This window comes from Hymenobacter sp. BRD67, assembly GCF_013256425.1.
GTDB lineage: Bacteria > Bacteroidota > Bacteroidia > Cytophagales > Hymenobacteraceae > Hymenobacter.
Map to the genome: position 1 here is coordinate 2,351,992 of NZ_CP053904.1, position 19,720 is coordinate 2,371,711.

The following is a 19,720-nucleotide window of genomic DNA, read 5'->3' on the forward strand; positions in this document are numbered from 1 at the left end:
CCATGGCCCAGGCCCCAGCTCCGCAACAGGCTGCTCCACCAGAAAGCGCTGACGAATTCCACCAGACACTTGTTTTCAGTGGTGGTGTGCTCGGCAGCTACCACGAAGCACAGGAAGACATACTGACAAATACTTCGGGCTGCGGCAGCAGCCAGCTACTGGCACTGCACCAGCGGGTGCGCGCTGGGGGAGGCGAAGTAGCGCTGGTAACAACAACGCCGACTGGCACGGGCACCTGGGGCGGCGGCCTATGGGTAGGTCAGCAGCGGGTGGGCATTCAGGTAGTACCTACCAGCGGGCAAGCTCCTACATACCAGGATACTACGCTGCGCTACCAGCTGGCCGATATTCACCTTTACCGGGAAGTGCAAACCGACCGCGGCTGGCTATCCGTAGGCGTTCGCACCGGCTTGCACATCGGCAGCCTGGGCTACTACAGCTATTTCGATAATGACCACTCGCGGGGCTCCACCTGGCTCATGCCCGAGCTGATGCTCAGCCTGGGCAACCCGCGGGTGCTCTACAGCCAGGCCGATTTATGCTACGGAGCCGAAAATGCCATGGGAGCTTACACTACCCGGCTAGCGTTGGGGTCGGGCCTGGGCCAGCTGGGCGGCAGCAACCTACTGGCCGGCTTCGCGCACTCGCCCCATCAGCCTACGCCCAGCATGGCTTTTGTCAGCGCCAGGCTACGGCTGCCCGGCGGCACGGGCCTGAGTGCGCTCGGCCTGGAACCTTACTTTGCCACCGACTTCGCCCGCCATCAGATTTTCAGCCTGAAAATGAGCTACCGCTTAGCACGCTAGCTTATTTACTGAAATACCGGCACCACCCGCCCTTCCTCCACTTTAAGCGCAGCGTCGTACTTCTTGCCGGTTTTGGCCGAGAGAAAGCCTTTGATGACGCCGGTTTCGCCGCGGCGCAGCAGCTGGCGCAATTGGGCGTCGGTCAGCTTTTTGCCGCCCCACTCAAAGGGCACCCGAAACTGGCAGTCTTCGCGAAAGCGCGAGCAGCCAAAAGCGCTGCTGCCTTTGAGCATGGTCCCGAGCTTACATACGGGGCACGGAATCTGGCCGGGGTCGGTGGCGGTGGTGGGCTTGCTTTCGGCGGCGGGCAGCAGCTCGGGCTGGTGGCGGGCATCGAGAGTGAGCGCACCGTCAATTTTCTCGCCCGCGCCCGTCACAAAGCCCTTGATGAGCTGCGTGCGGCCTTTGGCCAGCAGGCTTTTTACCTGAGAGTCGCTCAGCTTTTTACCCAGAATCTCGGCGGGCAGCCGAAACTGGCAGCCCTCGCGGAAGCGGGCGCAGCCAAAAGCGGTTTTACCGCGCAGCACATGGCCCACTTTGCACATGGGGCACGCTCCCAAGCCGTTAGCCGGCCCGGCCCCTGCCGGCTTTTGCCCCGCAACCGCACTGGCCGGCGGGCTGGCCACCTTTTGCGGACTGCCCGGCGTGGCTGCCGCCTGGCTGCTCGTGGCCGAAGTAGCCGTAACCGCCCGCCCGCTTCTATCCAGCTTCACTTCCTGCACCATCTCCCGAACCAGGCCCTTCAGCTCTTCTAAAAACTGGTCGGAAGGCAGCTCGTTGCGCTCAATCTGGCGCAGCTTTTTCTCCCACTGGCCGGTCAGCTCCGCCGATTTCAGGGTCGGGTTGCGAATGAGGCCGATAAGCTCGACGCCGGTGGGCGTAGGCAGCAGCCGCTTTTTCTCGCGCCGAATATAGTTCCTTTTGAATAATGTCTCGATGATGGCGGCGCGGGTGCTGGGGCGGCCGATGCCGCTTTCCTTCATTGCCTGGCGCAGTTCCTCGTCGTCGATGTTGCGGCCGGCCGTTTCCATGCCGCGCAGCAGGCTGGCCTCGGTGTAGTCTTTAGGCGGCTGGGTCATCTTGCTTTCGAGGCGCGGCTCGTGGGGCCACTTTCGCCTTTGGCGAAGCTGGGCAGCACGGTGCTTACCAGGTCGTCCTCGTCGTTGCCGGTAGCTTTTTCGCCGGCCGGGGCGGCGGGCTTGGGCGCGGCCTGCTGGGTGGGGTCGCCGTACACCACGCGCCAGCCGGGGCTCAGAATCTGCCGGCCGCGCACCCGAAACAGGAACCCGGCTGCTTCGGCCAGCACGGTGGTGTTGCTCACCTCACAGTCGGGGTAAAAGGCCGCGATAAAGCGCCGCACAATGATGTCGTACACGCTGCTTTCCATGCCCCCGCCCGGCCCGCCGCTACCCGTCGGAATAATGGCATGGTGGTCGGTTACCTTGTTGTTATTGAATACCTTGGGCGACTTCGGAATCTTCTTTTCCAGCAGCGGGCCCGTCAGGTTGCCGTACCCAATGCCGCGCAGAATACCGGGAATTTTCGGGTAGATATCATCGGGCAGAAAAGTGGTATCGACGCGCGGGTAGCTAACCGCCTTTTTCTCATATAGTGTTTGTACTATCTTTAGCGTATCCTCGGCCGATAAACCCAGCTGGTTGTTGCACTGCACTTGCAGCGCGGTGAGGTCGAAGAGGCGGGGCGGCGACTCGCGGCCTTTCTTAATCTCAACATTGGTGATAGTGAGCGGGCAGGCTTCACCGTTTCAAGGGCCTTACTGGCTTCGTCTTCCTTCACAAAGTAGCCCAGCGCCCGCAGGCGCGACTGCTCATCGGGAGCATCCTGTGCTTCCTTTTGCTCAGCCTCGGTGTTGATGCGCGTGAAGGTGGTATTGCGGTACTCCGTCTTCAATACCCAATACGGCTCGGGCTTGAAGTTGCGGATTTCGTGGTAGCGGTCCACGAGCAGCGCCAGCGTGGGCGTTTGCACCCGCCCGATGCTCAGCAGCTGCTTGTCCTGGTAGCTGGTGTATTTGAGCGTAAATAGCCGCGTGGCATTCAGGCCCAGCAGCCAGTCGCCCACCGCCCGGCTGCGCCCCGCCTGGTAGAGCGAGTCGAACTCCCTGCCATCGCGCAGATTGTTGAATCCCTGACGGATAGCCTCTTCGGTGAGCGACGAAATCCAGAGCCGCTTTACCGGCTTGCGGCACTTGGCCTCGTGAATAACCCAGCGCTGAATGACCTCGCCCTCCTGCCCGGCGTCGCCGCAGTTGATAACTTCGGTGGCTGCATCGAGCAGTCTTTTTATGGTATTGAACTGCTTCACTACGCCCTCGTCGCGGCGCATGAGCTTGATACCGAACGAGTCGGGTATCATGGGCAGGTCGTGCAGGTTCCAGCGCTTCCACTCGGGGCGGTAGTCGTCGGGCTCCTTAAGCTGGCAGAAGTGGCCAAACGTCCAGGTGACCTGGTAGCCGTTGCCCTCGTAGTAGCCATCCATGCGCCGGTCGGCCCCGATAACCTGGGCAATCTCGCGGGCCACGCTGGGCTTTTCGGCAAGGCAAACTTTCATGCTGAATGGCAGATTTGTGCTGAGTAGACACCCGCCAATTAGCGTGGCGCGTACGTCAATCAACAAAAATACGGCGCAAAAAGGTCGGAGCCAGCCTTAGCAGAAAGCCTGACTACTCCCGCCATTGAATTGTCTCAGCACAGTATAACTAGCTTAAACTACCTAGCTCATAGCTGACACGCAAAAGCGCCCGCTGGCCAGAAGCCAGCGGGCGCTTTTGCCTAACTCGGAACGGCAGCCTACAGCGAATTCAGGAAGGCCACCAGCTGGTCGCGTTGGGTTTTAGACATTTGCTCTACCTGCTGGCGCGAGTAGCCCGCTTCGCCATCGTGCCACATAATGGCTTCCATGGCATTGCGGGCCCGGCCATCGTGCAGCAGGTTGGTGTGGCCGCTGGTAATCTGGCTCAGGCCCATTCCCCAGAGCGGCGGCGTACGCCACTCCGAGCCGGAGGCCAGGAAATCGGGACGGTTATCGGCCAGGCCGGGGCCCATATCGTGCAGCAGCAGGTCGGTGAAGGGCGTAATAACCTGGTTGGAAAGCTGCGGCACGCCCGCTACGTCGCCAGTACGCAGCACCGGCGTGTGGCAGACGGCACAGCGGGCATTCATAAACAGCAGACGGCCGGCCTGCACGAGTGGGTCGTTGGTATTGCGCAGGGCGGGCACGCCCTGCGTGCGGGCATACATCATCAGGCTGGTACGCTCATTATCCGACACATCAACCCCGCCGCCCACGGTAGCCGAGCCATCGGGCTCTATCGGAAACAGGGTAGTGGTAATGCCCAGGTCGCCATTATAAGCGCCCGCAATCTGAGCCACCAGCGAAGGCTGGTTAGCCTTCCAGCCGAAGCGGCCCAGCTTGGTAGTTTGCGACACCGGGTCCCACACGTAGTTGGGCTTGCCGGTGATGCCAAACGAAAGTGCATTAGTCTGCATCTGTGCTATTTGCAAAATAGTTTGCTCGGGCACAGCCTCCAATAGGCTCAGGCCCGCCATTTGCGAGCCCGTGCGCGGCGAGAACAGGGCGCCGGCCGGCAGGGGCACGCTAAAGGTGTAGGTGGGCTGCCGCAGGCTCACGGTCGTGCCATCGGCCAAGGCCTTTAGCTGCTCCACGTAAGTAGTCGTCACTTTCCCCTTGAAGCTTACTACCCGCGTGCTATCGGGGCCCAGCGCTACTGGCTGAATCTGTAGCCCGAACACGGGTAGCGGGGCGGGGCCCCCGGTGCTGGTCTGGCCTGGCTGGCTTACCCGAAACAGGAGCTGCGGCGTTACGCCGTCTTTCGATACGTCGGCCCGGCCGCCACCCACGTGGCAGGACTGGCAGCTTTGATTAACCCAGATGGGGGCCAGCTTAGCCAGCGAAAATACCCGGTTGAATGCTGCGTCGCCGGTCTGGTGTGCAGCCTGGGCTTGCGCATCGAAGCCGGGCGCTACTTGGTCGAACGCGCTGGCCGTAAAGTCTTTGGTGGTAGAGCTCCCCCCGGCCCGACCGTTTTGCACTACCGGCAGCCAAGTGTCTACCAGTTTCTGGTACTGCTGCTGGTCATTAGCGTTGGGGGCGCTGTCGTTGCTGCTGACCGCACTGGGCGTGGGAGCTACCTCATCGTTTAGATTTTTGGAGCAGCTGGCCAGCAGCAAAGTTCCGGCCAGCAGCAAGAAAGCCGGCGAGAAATAGTGGTTTACCGTGCGGGAGGTAAGTCTTTTTAGCATACAAGCATTGAAACGGAAGGTAAATAGCAGACAATGGCAGCCTAGACCTGCTACATTCCTTCGCTATTCCTATCAACAATTTTCGCAAGCAGCTCCAGGCAGCTGGCTACGGTACGTAACAGCACCCCCAAAAAGATACGCGTCAAGCGGCTAGTGCCACCTTCCCTACCAGTATAATCATCTCACAAACGTGCTCATTTGATAAAAATCCCCGACGATACAATATTTTTTCCCGTTGACTATCAATTATTTCCCAAAAAGGAAAAATAGCGCACTGTTTTTTGGGGAAAAGTTCAAAATCATGAGATTATTTTTCAACTAATCACTATTTCCGGAACCACCGCACCTGATATTAGCTAATAATATAAATTATAATATATTAAATATAAATACCTTTACCTAATACCACCAAATAATAGGGAAGGGGGCTTGCTCCCGCCCCTACTACTTTTTTGCAAGTATTTCGGTACCGTTAGCAAGTATATAAAAAAATTGTTATTTTAATTTATTTTTCTGCTGCGTAGTTATCAGCACCACCGAGCCTACAATGACGGCCGCACCTGCCAGCATCTGGCCCGTCAGCTTTTCGCCCAGCATGGCCCAGCCCAGCAGCACGGCCACCACGGGGTTGACGTAGGCATAGGTGGCCACCCGCGCCGGCGGGGCGTGCCTGAGCAGCCAGCTGTAGGCCGTAAACGCCACCAGTGAGCCAAACACCACCAGGTAGCCCCATCCCAGCCAGGCCGCCAGCCCGAAGCTGGCCGGCCGTAGGCCATGCCACTCGCCGGTAGCCGTGCTCAACAGTACCAGCAGCGCACCACCGGCCAGCATCTGCATCCCCGAGGCCAGCACCGCCGACCGGGGTACCGGCGCGCGGAGGCCGTAAATGGAGCCCGCGGCCCAGCTAAAGGCGGCTAGCAGCACCAGCGCTACGCCTATGAGCTGCGCACGACTGGTGCCCGCAGTAAGCTGCTGCCCTACCAGCAGGTATACGCCCACGAAGCCCAGCAGCAGGCCCAGCGTTACTTGCCAGCCGGGCCGCTCGCCACGCAGCCATAGCCAGCCCAGGATGACAATCCAGAATGGCTCGGTGGCGATGAGCAGCGCGGCCAGGCTGCTAGGCAACGTGCGCTCGGCCAGCACCACCATCCCGTTGCCGCCCAGCAGCAGCAGGCCGCCCACGATAAAGCTGGTTTTCCACTGCGCCGGCGTGGGCGTTTCGTAGTCGGCCGAGGCCCGGCCGGCCAGCGCCAGGATGCTGCCGGCCAGCAAAAACCGGCTGCCCGCCAGCAGCAGAGGCGGCATAGTCGCCACCGCATACTTAATGGCCAGGTACGTGGAGCCCCACAGAAGGTACACGGCGGCAAAGGCCACAAGTAGAAGGATTCGGGCAGGCTTCAAAGGGGAATTATGAATTGACAAAATAATCTTCTATACTATTTTTTTTCATTATGATGAAGAGACAATTATTAATTTATACTTTTCAATACTATCCAGAAAGTCAGCTAAAAGTCTGTTTAAACAATAAACTCCCTACTTGCGCAGCGCGATGCGCACGCCGGCCATCAGCCAGCGCGTGGGCATGGGAGCCCCCAGCAGGTCGGAGTAGTGCGCGTTGAACAGGTTTTGCGCCTGCCCCACGACCCACACCCGCTCGGGCAACAGCGCCAGGTCGAGGCGAGCGTTGAAAACGGCGTAGCTGGGCGTAAGCTCGGCCGCGTTGTTGCTGGCGCTGGCCGCAATTTGCTGCTCGGCGCGCTGCTTGTAAAGGCCGCCAAAGCTGGCTGTGAAGCGCCGGTGCGTCAGGCTCACGTTACCGGAAACCAGTTGCCGGGCCACATTGGAAAGGTACTGCGACTGCACATCGCCTTCCACGTTGAGGTGCACCCAGGTGTAGCCAACGCTGCCATCGAGGCGCAGGCCGGGCGTAAGCTGAGCACGGGTAGTTACTTCGGTTTCAATGCCCTGGGTGGTAACGGCAAACAGGTTTTCGGCCAAGCGGTAGGTAACGCCGGAGTTGAGGTTGGTGAAGCCCGTCGTCTCAGCGGCCTGACTGCCTGACACAGTTACGTAGTCAATCAGGTTGCGGCCGTAGCGATTGAAGTAGGTGCTGCGCAGGGTCAGGGCCCGCGTGGGCTGGTAGTCGAAGCCGGCCTCGTAATTGACGGTGCGCTCGGCGCTCAGGTTTGGGTTGCCTACGTTGAAGCCACTGGGGACAATGCCCGGCCGGATAGCCGAATTATACTGCTCGGTAAAATTGGGGGCCCGAATAGCCTTGCCCACGGCGGCACGCAGGGTCAGTCGTTCGCCTACCTGCTGGCTGGCATTAAGCTGGGGCACCAGGTCGGTGCCATACGCCTGGTCGTGGTCGAGGCGCAGGGCGGCCGTGACGTTGAGGTTGGCCAGGGGCGCAATACCGGCCACGGCAAAGGCCCCGGTGTGCCAGGCAGTATGGTCGCCACGGTCGTTGCTAAGCACGGCGCGGCGGTCTGCCTGACCACCCAGCGTAAGGCGCAGCTTGGTAGAGACCTGTACTTGATGCTGCCCCTGCACGTTGAGGTAGTGCATGAGGTGGTCGCTGGGCGCAGTAGTTGGCGTGTACACGTAGTAGTCGGTGCTGGACGTGCCAACCAGCTGCAATTCGGTCCGGCTGCGCTCGCTCCACTCGTAGCGCAGCTGGCCCTGATACCAGTCGCGGCCGGTAGTTTCGCGGGCGCGGTCACCGGGAGAATTGGTATAAAAATTCTGGGCGTTGTAATCGCGCCTGTCGAAGCTAGCGCGGGCGGCGGCGCTAAGCTTAGGTGTAAGCTCATACGCGCCCGACAGCGAGTACGTATTCAGTTTAAAGTCGTTCCGGCCACCGCCGGGCAGGTCGAGCAGCTGCCCGCTGGCCGTATTGTTGAGCAGGCCGCCCGCCAGGCGCAGGCCCTTATCCTGGCCATAGAAGCCGGCATTGGTGCTTTTGAGGCCATACTCGCCGGCCAGGAAAGTACCGGCCAGCTCGGTACCATCGGGCCGGTGGGTGGCGGCAAACGTCTTGGTTACGATATTGATAAAGCCGCCTACGGCATCGGGGCCGTAAAGCGCCGCACCAGGTCCGCGCACCACTTCAATCTGCTCAATCTCGGCCGGCGAAATGGGGAAGTAGCCGGCAAAGTGGCCGGTAAGCGGGTCGTTGAGGCGCATACCATCGAGCAGAATCAGGACCTGGTTAAAGGTCGAGCCGCGCAGCGTAATATCAGCCTGTGTGCCAAAGTTGCCCCGGCTTTGCACCTCAATGGCCGGCAGCAGGCGCAGCAGGTCATCGAGCGAGGTAACGGGGTAGTGGCTCAGCGTGCTGCCCGGCACCACCGTTACGTAGCGGCCCGTCTGGCCGGAGAGCTGGCCCAGGCGGGTGGCATAAACGGTTACTTCGCCGAGGCGGCGCGAGCTATCGGCAACCGTGGTAATTCGCTGAGCCTGGCCCAGCAGCGGGAAAACAAGTAAGCAAGCGAGGGTAGAGGACGGGGCATAAAAGGCAGAATGACGCCGCAAAGCTACAGTAGCCCCTTCCTACCGCCGAGCTATTTGGCGTTGGCGGGGTGCTCGCGGCTGAGCAAAATGCCCAGCGCCAGGTTCTGGCTGTATTGCACGGCGGCGTCCTGGCTGTAATCGTAAATCACAATGGTGCCGAAGCTTACGCTCAATAACCTATTTACCTTGGCAGTAATGGTGAGGTCCAACCGGTGGCTGATTTTGTCGAACGACAGCGTCTCATAATTGGCAAACAGCACGTAGCGGGCTTTGAGGTTGGCATTGGGGCCCAGGGGCTGGTCCAGCTCGGCTAAAATCTGAGCGGCCAGCACCTCCCATCGCGTATTATGGCCGGGGTTTACGCCGTAAACGACATCGGTAGGCAGGGTGCGGAAGCGGTCGGCATCGCGCACTACCGTCAGGCGCGGGGCAAAGGGCGAAAGGCGCAGCTTAAACCGGGCATTGGGGTGAAACTCGGCCCCGTAGGCGTTCGTGATATAAGCCGGGGCCAGAAAGCTGGAAATAAGCCGGGTAGGGTCGCCGGAATAATCAAAGCCAGGGGCAAACTGCGAAAGCGCATTCAGGGCCACAAACAGCCCCCAGTGCGGCGTCAGGTCGTGGCCATACTTGGTATCGAGCCAGAGGCGGTCAGTGGTTTTGCGGTAGCCCAGACCTTTGGCATACTGCCCGGCATAGAGAAAATCGGCTTCGTTGTCCCAACTGTGGCGGCCCCGATGGTAATTGGCTTTGCGGTTGAAAAGCAAGCTAACTCCCACCGAGCTGGTTCCGCCCCCTTTCCAATTGTCGGAGAGCAGCGCCTCGTTGGCATTAACGCCCGCTTTGAGGCTGGTGGCCCAGTAGCGTAAGGTATCGGCCGGGACAGTAAGTACGGGCAGTGCCTGGGCCATAGCCCCGGCCGGCCCCAGGGCGAGCAGCAGCGTAAACAGTTTTTTCATGCCGGCAAGGTATTATAAACCCGCCTTACTCCAGCTTGATTCTACTCGACGGGCAGCCGGCAAAGCCGGGCAAGGGCAGGGCAACTAGCGCAGCGTAGTATTTTGCAAGCGATGTCCCCTACCCTACCTGCCGCTCGCCCGGCGGCCCGGCCCTACTACCCCGCCCTCACGGGCTTACGGGCTGTAACGTGCCTCATGGTTTTTTCCAAGCATTTTCGGCCGCTTTACACCCCCGAATGGCTAAACCTGATAATTGAGCAGTTTCACATGACCATGAGCATGTTTTTCCTGCTCAGCGGCTTTGTGATGGCCACGCGCTACCAGTCCGATGTGGAGTTTACCCGCCCCTGGTGGCGGCGCTACCTCTGGCGGCGGCTGGCCCGCGTTTATCCCATCTATCTGCTGCTCAATACCTCTGTGCTGCTTTACGTGTACTTGCCGGTGCCGCCCGGGCAGGCCGGACATACCGCCCTGCTGGTGTTTCTGAGCGAAACCCTGCTCCGCGGGTTTTCCAGCACCCTCAAGTACGTGGGCCTGCCCCAGGCCTGGTCGCTCACGGCCGAAGAATGCTTTTACTTTTCGCTGCCAGTGCTGCTGGTACTGTGGCGGCGCTACGGCTACCGCGGGGCGGCAGCATTTGCGGGGGCAATATTAGCTATCGGACTGGGGCTCACGGCTATCTGCCGGGGGCACGAGGCGCTGCACGGCTTCTTTGGCTCGTTTCACCACCTGTTTAACTTTACTTTTTTTGGGCGGGTGCTGGAGTTTACGATGGGCGTCGGGCTGGCTCGCTGGTGGGGCGGGCGGCCTACCGCCAGCATTCCGGGCTGGCCCTGGCGCACCACCCTTAGCCTGGCGCTGATGCTGGCGGGCGGCGTGGTACTGGTATGGCTCAATTCGCCGTTCGACTGGTACGACGGCAACCTGAAGCCGGCGACCATCCTGCTCAACGTCGTGTTTTATCCGGTTTGCATGACGCTGCTGCTGGCGGGCCTGCTCACCGAGCGCAGCTGGCTGCGGGCGGCCCTGGGCACCCGGCTACTCGACGCCATGGGCAAGCGCTCGTATTCTTTCTACCTGATGCAGATTGGCCTGCTCAGCATCTGGTGGCGCAATGAGTTTGGCTGGCGGCAGCACGTGGGCTGGCAGCTGCTCGTAACGATGGTTTTTAGCGAGCTGCTATACCGGCTGGTAGAGGAGCCCGCCCGGCGCTGGATACTGGCCCGCACGCTGCCGCGCGGCGAATGGTCGTAGCCCAGGGCTTACTCGCCGGCTTCTGGCGCGGCTTCTATGCCGTAAATGTGGTCCATATCGGCCATCAAATCCTGGTTATCTACTTTGAGGTCTTTGAGGCGGCCGTCGGCAATGTCGTAGACGAGGCCGTGGAGGCGGGGCGGGTTGTCGCTCTTCATGGCATTCTGGATGATGTTGGTTTTGGCCAGGTTGCGCACCTGCTCCATCACGTTCAGCTCGACGAGGCGGCGCAGGCGCTGGGTTTCGTCGGGAATGCGCAGCAGCTGGGTTTCGTGCAGGCGCACCACGTCGCGGATGCTCACCAGCCAGTTGTCGATGAGGCCGTACTGCTTGTTGCTGGCCGCCGCAGCCACGCCCCCGCAGCCGTAGTGGCCCACAATCATAATATCGCGCACGCCTAATACTTCCACCGCATATTGCAGCACACTCAGCAGGTTCAGGTCGGCATGAACCACCAGGTTGGCGATGTTGCGGTGCACAAACATCTCGCCCGGACCCGTGCCCGTGATGCCTGAGGCCGGCACCCGCGAGTCGGAACAGCCAATGAACAGGTAGCGCGGCTGCTGGCCGTTGGCCAGGCGCTGAAAAAACGCGGGGTCTTCGGCGTTTTTGCTGGCCACCCACTGACGGTTATTGGCCAGAATATCCTGTATACCAGGCATAAAATTGCTAAAAAAGAAGTGAGAGGAAAATGCTACGCCCAATACGCGACTAGGAAAAGATAGTAATTTTACTATGTTACAAAGTCGGGACTATCAGGGTACGCTGCCGCCGCGAGTGGGCGCTAAAATAGCCCTGCGCTCCGCCCGAGAAGTTGGTACGTGGGTTGGCGGGCGTGGTGCTCAGCAGCGGGTTGTTCTGGAGCAGCAGGTTCAGGGTGCGGAAGTAGCCGTAGGCGGTCGAGTCTATGTTCTGCATCTCCACGCGCACGCTGTCGCCGGTGGCCAGCTTGTTGACGTCGGTGCCGCTGCCGCCGCCGCTGTTGCCCCGGCCCCCGCCGCCCAGGGCGCGAATGTTAGCCTTGCCATCGGTAAACTCGTCATCCTGCAAAAAGATGGCTGGGTTGAGCAGTCCGTTGCGGTACTGCCGGAACAGGTAGAAATTGGGCACTCCGGCCGGGTCCTGGTATTCGGGTACCAGCTGAATGTTGTTGCCCGAGTTGCTTTTCTGGGCATGCAGCCCCGTAAGGGGCACAACCGGGGCGGGCAGCGTGGAGGCGGCCACGTAGCTCTGGCCGCCGGCCTGCACGCGCAGCGTGTAGCGCCGGCCGGGCTGGCCCAGCACGGTGCGGCCCTGGTACTGGCCGGCCACGCTGGTTTCGGACAGCGTTTCGGAGTGGCCCGCGTCGTCGCTGAGGGTAATGACGGCTCCACTCACCGCCGGAAAAATATTAGTCTGGGTGAAGTCAACGCTCTGCGAGAGCTTCACCGTGCAGGGGTGCCCGTCGTCGGCCAGGTTGGCTTCGATGACGAGCTGCGGGCCGAGTCTTTCAGGTTAAGCGTCACTACCTTCTGGCAGGAGGCTGCCAGAAGCAGCGCGCTCGCGGCCAGCAGGCGGGGCAGGAAATTGTTTTTCATGGTACGAAGCCCGCTTAGAAGCTGAAGTTATAGGTGGCCGAGGGCACCATCCGAAACAGCGCGGTTTGCAGCGCCTGGGTCTTGGTGGGGTCGTTGGGGTCTTGCTGAAACGTGATGCTGTAGGCGTTTTCGCGGGCCAGCAGGTTGTAGATGGAGAAGTTCCAGCTGCTGTGAAAGCGGTGCCCTTCCTGGTGGGGCTTTTCGTAGGTGGCGCCCACGTCGATGCGCTCGTAGGGCGGCAGGCGGTCGGCGTTGCGCAGGCCGTAGAGATTTACTACCTGGCCGGCCACCATATACTTGCCGATGGGATAGGTCACGGCCTGGCCCGAGCTCCCCACGATGGTGCCCGACAGGCTCCACTTGGGCGAGAGCTGGTAGATGGCCACGATGGAGAGGTCCACCGGCCGGTCTTGCCGGTAGTTGAACCAGGCCCCGGAGTTGATATCGGTATATTGCCGCTGCGACTTGCTCAGCGTGTAGCCAATCCAGCCGGTGAGGCGGCCGGTTTCCTTGCGCAGTAGCAGCTCGGCGCCGTAGGCCCGGCCTTTGCCATAGAGCAGGCTGGCTTCTACGTCCTGGTTGGCTTGCAATTGAGTGCCGTCGCGGTAGTCAATCTGGTGCTGTAGCCACTTATAGTACACTTCGGCCGAAAACGAGTAGGTATGATTAGCCCCCAGGCGCCGGTAGTACCCGGCCGAGAGCTGGTCGGCCAGCTCGGGCCGCACGTTGAGCGAGGTAGGTACGTACAAATCAGTGGGCAGGGTCGTGGCCGAATTGCTGAGCAGGTGCAGGTTCTGCACGTTGCGGGCGTAGCCGGCCTCAAACGACGTATTATCCGTGAGCTGGTAGCTGGCGGCCAGCCGGGGCTCCAGGTTCAGGTAGTTTTTGATAAACTGACCGGCATTGTAGTGCGTGGTGGTCAGCACGTTGCCCTCCGTATCGTAGGTCGAGTAGTCGCCCGCGCCCAGCAGGCTGAACTCTGACAGGCGCAGGCCGGTGGTAAAGTCGAGCTTGTCGGTGGCGCTCCACTCGTGCGAGACGTAGGCTGCGGTTTCGAGCGAGTGGTTAGTACGGTCGGGGGTAGCGTTGACAGGTGCGGCGGCTGAGGCCGTGACGTGGCCCGGCGTGATGGTGTGAGAGATGGCATCGACGCCGAAGCGCAGCGTCTGGCGGGTGCTGGGCGAGAACTCGAAGTCCTGCTTGAGGTGAAAATCCTGGATTTTGGAGTCGATACTGAAGTCCTGGTCGTTCGACTGAATCGTAATCTGGTAGCTGTACTTATTAAAAATCAGCGAAGTATTGCTAAACAGGCGGTCCGAGAACAAGTGATTGAAGCGCAGCGTGGCCGTCTGGTTGCCGTAGTTGGTGCCAAAATTGTTGACACCGAACACATCGCGCCCCAGATAGCCCGAAAAATACAGGCGGTTGCGGTCGTTGAAGGTGTAGTTGGCCTTGGCGTTGAGGTCGTAGAAGTACAGGCTCGCGCTGCGGGTCGTGGCATCACGCGAGAGCTTCAGAAACAGGTCGGCGTAGGTGCGGCGGCCGGTTACCAGAAACGAGCCTTTATTTTTCACCAGCGGGCCTTCCAGGGCCAGGCGCGAGGCTATCAGCCCGATACCGCCGCTGCCATGAAAGGCCTGGTCGTTGCCGTCCTTCATGCGGATATCGACCACCGACGAGAGCCGGCCGCCGTACTGCGCGGGCATCCCGCCCTTAAACACGGTCAGGTCCTTGATGGCATCGGAGTTGAAGGTCGAGAAGAAGCCCAGCAGGTGGGAGGCATTATAGACGGTGGCCTCGTCGAGCAGAATCAGGTTCTGGTCGACGCTGCCGCCGCGCACCGAGAAGCCGCTGCTGCCTTCGCCGGCCGACTTGATTCCCGGCAGCAGGGTCAGGGTTTTGAGCACGTCCTTCTCGCCAAATAGCACCGGCACCTTGGCAATCTGCTTGATGTCGAGAGTTTCGACCCCCGACTGCGCCCGGCTGACGTTGACCTGGCCGGCGCGGCCGGTCACGACCACCTCGTTCAGCTCCTGGCCGCCGGCGCTGAGGCGGAAGTCCAGCCGCTGGCTTTTGGTGAGCGTCAGGTGGCGCGGCTGGGCCTGGTAGCCCACGAAGCTGGCTTCTACGGTATAGGTACCGGCCGGCACAGTAAGCGTGTAAAAGCCGTAGGCGTTGGCCGCCGCCCCACCCCCGGCAGCTCGGCTAGGTGCACCGATGCCCCGGTGAGGTCTTCGCCGGTGGTGGCGTCCTTCACGGTGCCGCTAATCGTGATGCGGGCCTGGCCGTGGGCTACCTGGGCGCTCAGGCCCAGCAAAAGCCCCCACCGCACCAGCCGGCCACCACCCCTGGCGAGCGCGCTCAAAGAAGCATAAAGCAGCTGTACACACGCTCCGGTTGAAGTAAGCAGTAAGTTCATCCTACAAACTTACTGGGTAAGCAGAGCCTTTCGCGCTTTATTCTGCCACTGGAGCCAAAAGCCCGCCGAGTTGGCCGGCCTAGCCACCCGCCAGCTCGGCCGTGGCGTGCAGTACCGGGCTGCCAGGCTCCCGGTCCGGGCCAAACGTTACGCGCAGCGTGTGCCGCGCCCCGGCCGGCGTAAACTCATAGGCCAGCCCGAAGCCGTAGTAAGTGCATATATGCTGCACGATGCTCAGGCCCAGGCCCGGCGACTCGGAGGCGGCATTGTGCTTGCGGAAGCGCTCAAAAAACCGGGCCGGGTCGCCGCTTACTGCCGGGCCAGGGTTACTTACCTCCAACGCGGTGGCACTCAGGCGCACGGTTACGTCGCCGCCCGGCAGGTTGTGGCGAATAGCGTTGTGCAGCAGATTGTGCAGCAGCGAGTCGGCCAGGCCGGGATGTAGCCAGCGCGGCGGCGCTGGGGCCAGCTGCAGGTGCGGTGCCAGCCCACGAGCTTCCAGCAAGGGCGCGAGCTGCTCGGCTTTTTCCTCAATAAGTGCGGCCAGGTCGAGCGGCACAGCTTCGGTGTACTGCCCGTTTTCGATGCGGCTGAGCAGGCCCAGCGCCTGGTGCAGGCGCGAGAGGCGGCGCGTGGCCCCGTAGAGGTTGGCTACCAGCGGGGCAGCGGCGGCATCGTCGGCCAGGGCCGGCACTTGCAGCAGCTGCTCCAGCTGGGCCTGCATAATGGCCAGCGGCGTCTGGGTTTCGTGGGCGGCATTGGCAGTAAACTCACGCAGGCTTTCGTAGTCGGCCACGAGGCGTCGGCTCAAATGCGTCAGGGCCTGGTTAAGCTCGGCAAATTCCTCAATGGCCGATGCCGGCAGGCTCAGGGGCTGGTGCTGCTGCAAGTCGTAGGCGCGCAGCTGGGCCAGGGTGTGGCGAAAAGGCGCCCACAGCCGGGCCGACAAGTAGCGGTGCAGCAGTACAATACCCAGCAGCAGCAGCGCCATCACGGCCAGCATGCTGCCCACGGTAGCCGCCAGCAGCTCATCGGTTTCTACCAGCGACTTGCGCAGCGTTACCCACACGGGCAGCTGGCCGGCCCGCGCCACCCGAAAGGTGAGCTGCCGGTGCGGCACCAACTCGCCCTCAGTAGGGTCGAGCAGCACCGTATCGGAATAGCCAAGGGGCCGGGGCCGCGTACTCACCACATACTGCTGCCGAAATACCGGCTCGGGCAAAGGCTGGCCCGCCGCCACGCGCGCCACCAGCTCCTGGCGATGGTTTTGCAGCTGCTCGCCCACCTCATTGCGCACGGCCCGGTTGATGCCCACGTAGAGCACGCCGCTGCCCACCGCAAAAAGCCCCGCGCTCAGCAGCACGTAGTAGCGGGTGGTTGCCGGCAGTAGCCTCATTAGGTAGTGGTTAAGCGCTTGGTTAGCAATCAGTGCCTGGCCTTGCCCAGTGCTTTTACTCCGCGCTCAGCTTGTAGCCTACTCCGTACATGGTACGAATATAATTCTCCGCTCCTTTTTCCTGAAGCTTCTTGCGCAGGTTTTTAAGGTGCGTATAGATAAAGTCGAACGAATCGGCGGCATCGACCGAATCGCCGCATAGGTGCTCGGCAATAGCTTCCTTGGTAAGCACCCGGCCAGGGTTGGCCAGCAGGTAAAGCAGCAGGTCATACTCCTTGCGCGTGAGCGTCAGGGCTTCGCCGTTTACCTGCACTTCGGCCTGCTCGGGCCACACTACCAGGTCGCGAAAAACCAGGTGATTTTGACCCTGAAAACGCCGCCGCCGAATAATAGCCCGCAGGCGGGCATTGAGCTCGGAAAGATGAAAAGGCTTGGCCAGGTAATCATCGGCGCCCAGGTCGAGGCCCGCCACGCGGTCGTCGAGGCCATTACGGGCCGAAATAACGAGTACGCCCGTAGTCGAGCTTTCGGCCTTCAGCGCCCGCAGCAGGTCGAGGCCATTGCCATCGGGCAGGGTCAGGTCGAGCAATACGCAGTCGTAGCGATAAAGCTTGACTTTCTCATACGCCTGCTCAAAATCGGCTGCTACCTCTACTACATAGCCTCCCTGTCGCAGCGCCTCTATCAGCGTAGAGCGTAAAGCCGGCTCATCCTCAACTAAAAGTATTTTCATCGATAAGCTGCGTTATTAACAGCTTACGAAAAAACGAGCCAAATCTGTGGGAAATCAGGAGAGCAAGACAATAGCGAGGCTGGCCTTTTTTAAATATATCATATGTTCAATTAATAACCAGCGTCATTTAAGCTGAAGTTAAAGCGGTTTCGGAATCGGGATAAGGCTGCTCAAGCAGCGACTCCGAAACCGCGCTAAGGACAGCAAAAAAGGTGGTCAGCCGGACAAAAACTCCGGCCGACCACCTTTGATAAGCTACCTCCCGGCGCTGGGCTGGCTACTTGGGCCGCCAGGTAAAGCACAGGCCCGGCGTATTGCCATAGTAGGTGGGCATAATGCCGATATCGCGGCCAATAGATTTGCGGCCCCAGCGGTTGCGGTGCGTGAGGTAAGCCAGGTGAGCCGACAAGATGCCGAAACCAGCGCCGGCTACCACGTCGCTTTGCCAGTGCTTGTTTACAATCATGCGCAGGCCGGCCACGCTGGTAGCCACGGCGTAGGCTCCCACGCCGTACCACTGGCTTTTATCGCGAAACTCAGTGTGCACAATGCTGGCAGCCAGAAACGCCTGGGCCGTGTGCCCCGAGGGAAAGGAGAGATTGTCGGAGCCATCGGGCCGCTCCTCGTGACTCAGCGACTTCACCAGGAAGGTGCTACCCAGCATAATGGCTTCGCTCTTGGCAATAATGAGCAGGGTATTAATGCGGTCGTTGCGCGACTCTACCCCAAACAGCTCGACGGCGCCCAGCTCCAGATACGGCACGAAGATGAGGACATCGGCAATGCGGGTGGTGGAGCTGGGAAACAGGCGGTGAATATCGCGCTGGGCATCCTGGTTGGTATAAAAGCCGCCCCCATTAAACGTATAAGCCCCGTAGCCGATAAGCACCGCCGGAATAGCTACCGCTTTAAAAACCTTGCTTTTTAAAAAAGGCTTTTTAAGCCCTACGGGTGCGCCCTGAGGGTTTTCGTATTTGTGGGTAGTATCGGCCGGAGCAGTGGTGGCTGGGTTGAGGGGTACCTGCGCCAGCACGGGCGTAGCACTGCTCAACAGCAGGCCAAGCAGGAGGACACGGGGTGAAGAGAAAAGGGAGCGCATAGGATAAGATAAAATACTGAATTCCGCTCTACGCAAACAAGGCCGTTTTCGCTGCTTTGAGCTAATTCTGACGAGATTCTGCCCGGCTTTGTCGGGCAATGACTACAGCCTGTCTACGGCGACTCTTTGGCTGAAGTGTCAACCTCCCACCCGGAAATACGGGGGCGGTAACGTTGCCGGGAACGATAGCGCAAATAAATCGCTCCCCTTGCTTGCAGATGCCGGCAAATGGCCCTAGTATTCCGCTGCCAAAGCCCGTTTTATATGGGATTTTCACTATATTAACTGCTTTATCGCCTGGTTGCGGCCGCCGGGCTGCACCTTCCTCCCACCCGCTTTTATATGATTCGCTTTTCGCTGCTTCCCGGCGCCTTGCTGGCCCTGGCCACTTGGCACGCTGCCCCTACCCTAGCCCAGGCCAACCGCGTGGCCGTAGCGCAGCCGGCTCCGCCCATTCTGCCCGCCGTGCGGCAGGTAAAATTCAAGGCCGACACGTTTAATATTCAGAAATATGGCGGCGTGGCCGATGGCCAGACGCTTAACACGCAGGCGTTTCAGCAAGCCATTGTAGCCTGCGCCCAAAGTGGCGGGGCACGGTGTTGGTGCCAGCGGGCCTTTGGCTCACGGGCCCCATTGTGCTCCAGAACAACGTAAACCTGCACCTGGCCACCGGTGCGCTCGTGCAGTTTACTACCGACCACCAGCAGTATCCGCTCATCAAAACCACCTGGGAAGGTGAGGAAGCCATTCGCAGCCAGGCCCCGATTTCGGGCACGGGCCTGAAAAATATCGCTATCACCGGCAATGGCACGTTTGACGGGGCCGGCGACAGCTGGCGGCCGGTAAAGAAAAGCAAGCTGAACGAGGGCGAGTGGAAAAAGCTGCTGGCCACCGGCGGCGTGCTCAACGATAAAAAGGACTCGTGGTACCCCTCGGCCAGCTCGCTCAAGGGCAATCTGCTGGCAGCTGCCAACACGCCCCGCAAAAGTCTCGACCCCAAGGATTTTGATGATATTCGCGATTTCCTGCGGCCCAACATGCTGAGTCTCACCGATTGTCAGCAGATTTTGCTCGAAGGCTTTACCATTCAGAACTCGCCGGCCTGGACGATTCACCCCTTGCTATGCCAGGACCTGACTGTGCGCCGCGTAACGGCCCGCAACCCTTGGTATGGCCAGAACACCGACGCCATCGACGTGGAGTCGTGCCGCAATGGCGTACTCGACGACTGCGTGTTCAGCGTGGGCGACGACGGCCTGTGCATCAAATCGGGCCGCGACGCCGAGGGGCGGAAGCGCGGCGTGCCCACCGAAAACTTTCTTATTCAGAACTGCAAGGTGTACAGCGCCCACGGGGCTTCGTGATTGGCTCCGAAATGTCGGGCGGCGTGCGCAACATGATAGTGCGCAACTGCACCTTCCAGGGCACCGATGTAGGGCTGCGCTTCAAAACGGCGCGGGGCCGCGGCGGCATGGTCGAAAACATCTGGGTTGATGGCATTACCATGACCGATATTGCCGGGCAGGCCATTTTATTCGATATGTACTATATGGCTAAGGACCCGGTGCCGCAGACCGGCGAGTCGGTGGCGCCGCCCGTTATCGCGGCCCAGCCCTGAACGAAGGCACGCCGCAGTTCCAGCACTTCTACATCAAAAACGTGACCTGCAAGGGGCCGAAACCGC

At 60.6% G+C, this 19,720-nt stretch carries 20 protein-coding genes; 5 read left to right on the forward strand and 15 right to left on the reverse strand.

The genetic code is table 11. From position 1 onward, the window contains the following. Positions 1 to 2 precede the first annotated feature (2 nt). Positions 3 to 806 carry a hypothetical protein gene (locus GKZ67_RS11030; protein ID WP_173242315.1) on the forward strand — a complete coding sequence of 268 codons (804 nt, stop codon included), beginning with the start codon at positions 3 to 5 and terminating at the stop codon, positions 804 to 806. Positions 807 to 811: 5 nt separating this feature from the next. Here GKZ67_RS11030 and GKZ67_RS11035 read toward each other — a convergent pair whose 3' ends face one another. The 7 genes from GKZ67_RS11035 to GKZ67_RS11065 all read right to left on the reverse strand — a co-directional run bounded on the left by GKZ67_RS11035 (position 812) and on the right by GKZ67_RS11065 (position 9,558). Next, positions 812 to 1,885 carry a topoisomerase C-terminal repeat-containing protein gene (locus GKZ67_RS11035; protein ID WP_173242317.1) on the reverse strand — a complete coding sequence of 358 codons (1,074 nt, stop codon included), beginning with the start codon at positions 1,883 to 1,885 and terminating at the stop codon, positions 812 to 814. Then, positions 1,882 to 2,547, reverse strand: a complete 666-nt coding sequence (locus tag GKZ67_RS11040; RefSeq protein ID WP_317172301.1) for a DNA topoisomerase — start codon at positions 2,545 to 2,547, stop codon at positions 1,882 to 1,884. The genes GKZ67_RS11035 and GKZ67_RS11040 overlap by 4 nt, the downstream gene beginning before the upstream one ends. After that, positions 2,433 to 3,377 carry a DNA topoisomerase gene (locus GKZ67_RS11045; RefSeq protein ID WP_173242321.1) on the reverse strand — a complete coding sequence of 315 codons (945 nt, stop codon included), beginning with the start codon at positions 3,375 to 3,377 and terminating at the stop codon, positions 2,433 to 2,435. Before GKZ67_RS11045 ends, GKZ67_RS11040 begins: the two co-directional genes overlap by 115 nt. Positions 3,378 to 3,616: 239 nt before the next feature. Then, entirely contained in the window at positions 3,617 to 5,089 is a 1,473-nt protein-coding gene (locus tag GKZ67_RS11050; RefSeq protein ID WP_173242323.1) for a di-heme oxidoredictase family protein, read from the reverse strand. 495 nt (positions 5,090 to 5,584) lie between these two features. Beyond that, complete coding sequence (locus tag GKZ67_RS11055) at positions 5,585 to 6,463, reverse strand: EamA family transporter (RefSeq protein WP_173242325.1); 879 nt, start codon at positions 6,461 to 6,463, stop codon at positions 5,585 to 5,587. Positions 6,464 to 6,622: 159 nt separating this feature from the next. Then, positions 6,623 to 8,623 carry a TonB-dependent receptor plug domain-containing protein gene (locus GKZ67_RS11060; protein WP_173242327.1) on the reverse strand — a complete coding sequence of 667 codons (2,001 nt, stop codon included), beginning with the start codon at positions 8,621 to 8,623 and terminating at the stop codon, positions 6,623 to 6,625. Positions 8,624 to 8,652: 29 nt separating this feature from the next. Further along, positions 8,653 to 9,558, reverse strand: coding sequence for a DUF3078 domain-containing protein (locus GKZ67_RS11065; protein ID WP_173242329.1), 906 nt, complete (start codon positions 9,556 to 9,558; stop codon positions 8,653 to 8,655). A 111-nt stretch (positions 9,559 to 9,669) separates the two neighbouring features. Between GKZ67_RS11065 and GKZ67_RS11070 the strand changes: the two genes are divergently transcribed. After that, complete coding sequence (locus tag GKZ67_RS11070; protein ID WP_173242330.1) at positions 9,670 to 10,812, forward strand: acyltransferase family protein; 1,143 nt, start codon at positions 9,670 to 9,672, stop codon at positions 10,810 to 10,812. Between the two features lie 8 nt (positions 10,813 to 10,820). Here GKZ67_RS11070 and can read toward each other — a convergent pair whose 3' ends face one another. The 8 genes from can to GKZ67_RS11105 all read right to left on the reverse strand — a co-directional run bounded on the left by can (position 10,821) and on the right by GKZ67_RS11105 (position 18,036). Further along, positions 10,821 to 11,474, reverse strand: a complete 654-nt coding sequence (gene can / locus GKZ67_RS11075; RefSeq protein ID WP_254244763.1) for a carbonate dehydratase — start codon at positions 11,472 to 11,474, stop codon at positions 10,821 to 10,823. Positions 11,475 to 11,550: 76 nt separating this feature from the next. Then, positions 11,551 to 12,240, reverse strand: coding sequence for a DUF4249 family protein (locus tag GKZ67_RS11080; RefSeq protein WP_254244764.1), 690 nt, complete (start codon positions 12,238 to 12,240; stop codon positions 11,551 to 11,553). After that, a complete protein-coding gene (locus GKZ67_RS11085) occupies positions 12,237 to 12,389 on the reverse strand; it encodes a hypothetical protein (protein WP_173242332.1) in 153 nt (50 codons plus the stop codon). Before GKZ67_RS11085 ends, GKZ67_RS11080 begins: the two co-directional genes overlap by 4 nt. Positions 12,390 to 12,403: 14 nt before the next feature. Beyond that, positions 12,404 to 14,539, reverse strand: coding sequence for a TonB-dependent receptor plug domain-containing protein (locus tag GKZ67_RS11090; RefSeq protein WP_254244765.1), 2,136 nt, complete (start codon positions 14,537 to 14,539; stop codon positions 12,404 to 12,406). Further along, a complete protein-coding gene (locus tag GKZ67_RS23510; RefSeq protein ID WP_254244766.1) occupies positions 14,515 to 14,754 on the reverse strand; it encodes a DUF3869 domain-containing protein in 240 nt (79 codons plus the stop codon). The genes GKZ67_RS11090 and GKZ67_RS23510 overlap by 25 nt, the downstream gene beginning before the upstream one ends. A gap of 133 nt (positions 14,755 to 14,887) precedes the next feature. Next, entirely contained in the window at positions 14,888 to 16,204 is a 1,317-nt protein-coding gene (locus tag GKZ67_RS11095; protein WP_173242334.1) for a sensor histidine kinase, read from the reverse strand. A gap of 55 nt (positions 16,205 to 16,259) precedes the next feature. After that, entirely contained in the window at positions 16,260 to 16,937 is a 678-nt protein-coding gene (locus GKZ67_RS11100; RefSeq protein ID WP_173242336.1) for a response regulator transcription factor, read from the reverse strand. 277 nt (positions 16,938 to 17,214) lie between these two features. Then, positions 17,215 to 18,036 (reverse strand): phosphatase PAP2 family protein, encoded by an 822-nt coding sequence (locus GKZ67_RS11105; protein ID WP_173242338.1) that lies wholly within the window; start codon positions 18,034 to 18,036, stop codon positions 17,215 to 17,217. Between the two features lie 342 nt (positions 18,037 to 18,378). Between GKZ67_RS11105 and GKZ67_RS24595 the strand changes: the two genes are divergently transcribed. From GKZ67_RS24595 to GKZ67_RS24605, 3 genes are read left to right on the forward strand one after another with little or no spacing between them, the layout of a single operon-like run. Then, positions 18,379 to 18,690: a hypothetical protein gene (locus GKZ67_RS24595; protein ID WP_317172122.1), complete on the forward strand. Its 312-nt coding sequence runs from the start codon at positions 18,379 to 18,381 to the stop codon at positions 18,688 to 18,690. Further along, positions 18,672 to 19,400, forward strand: a complete 729-nt coding sequence (locus tag GKZ67_RS24600; RefSeq protein WP_317172123.1) for a glycoside hydrolase family 28 protein — start codon at positions 18,672 to 18,674, stop codon at positions 19,398 to 19,400. Before GKZ67_RS24595 ends, GKZ67_RS24600 begins: the two co-directional genes overlap by 19 nt. Continuing rightward, positions 19,397 to 19,654, forward strand: a complete 258-nt coding sequence (locus GKZ67_RS24605; protein WP_317172124.1) for a glycosyl hydrolase family 28 protein — start codon at positions 19,397 to 19,399, stop codon at positions 19,652 to 19,654. The genes GKZ67_RS24600 and GKZ67_RS24605 overlap by 4 nt, the downstream gene beginning before the upstream one ends. Positions 19,655 to 19,720 lie beyond the last annotated feature (66 nt).

Bases quoted from the DNA above. Each gene is read 5' to 3' on its own strand.
- GKZ67_RS11070 (WP_173242330.1), top strand. From the start codon at position 9,670: ATGTCCCCTACCCTACCTGCCGCTCGCCCGGCGGCCCGGCCCTACTAC.
- GKZ67_RS11050 (WP_173242323.1), bottom strand. From the start codon at position 5,089: ATGCTAAAAAGACTTACCTCCCGCACGGTAAACCACTATTTCTCGCCG.
- GKZ67_RS11095 (WP_173242334.1), bottom strand. From the start codon at position 16,204: ATGAGGCTACTGCCGGCAACCACCCGCTACTACGTGCTGCTGAGCGCG.
- GKZ67_RS11030 (WP_173242315.1), top strand. From the start codon at position 3: ATGGCCCAGGCCCCAGCTCCGCAACAGGCTGCTCCACCAGAAAGCGCT.
- GKZ67_RS11100 (WP_173242336.1), bottom strand. From the start codon at position 16,937: ATGAAAATACTTTTAGTTGAGGATGAGCCGGCTTTACGCTCTACGCTG.
- can (WP_254244763.1), bottom strand. From the start codon at position 11,474: ATGCCTGGTATACAGGATATTCTGGCCAATAACCGTCAGTGGGTGGCC.
- GKZ67_RS11045 (WP_173242321.1), bottom strand. From the start codon at position 3,377: ATGAAAGTTTGCCTTGCCGAAAAGCCCAGCGTGGCCCGCGAGATTGCC.
- GKZ67_RS11035 (WP_173242317.1), bottom strand. From the start codon at position 1,885: ATGACCCAGCCGCCTAAAGACTACACCGAGGCCAGCCTGCTGCGCGGC.
- GKZ67_RS11105 (WP_173242338.1), bottom strand. From the start codon at position 18,036: ATGCGCTCCCTTTTCTCTTCACCCCGTGTCCTCCTGCTTGGCCTGCTG.
- GKZ67_RS11085 (WP_173242332.1), bottom strand. From the start codon at position 12,389: ATGAAAAACAATTTCCTGCCCCGCCTGCTGGCCGCGAGCGCGCTGCTT.
- GKZ67_RS11065 (WP_173242329.1), bottom strand. From the start codon at position 9,558: ATGAAAAAACTGTTTACGCTGCTGCTCGCCCTGGGGCCGGCCGGGGCT.
- GKZ67_RS24595 (WP_317172122.1), top strand. From the start codon at position 18,379: ATGATTCGCTTTTCGCTGCTTCCCGGCGCCTTGCTGGCCCTGGCCACT.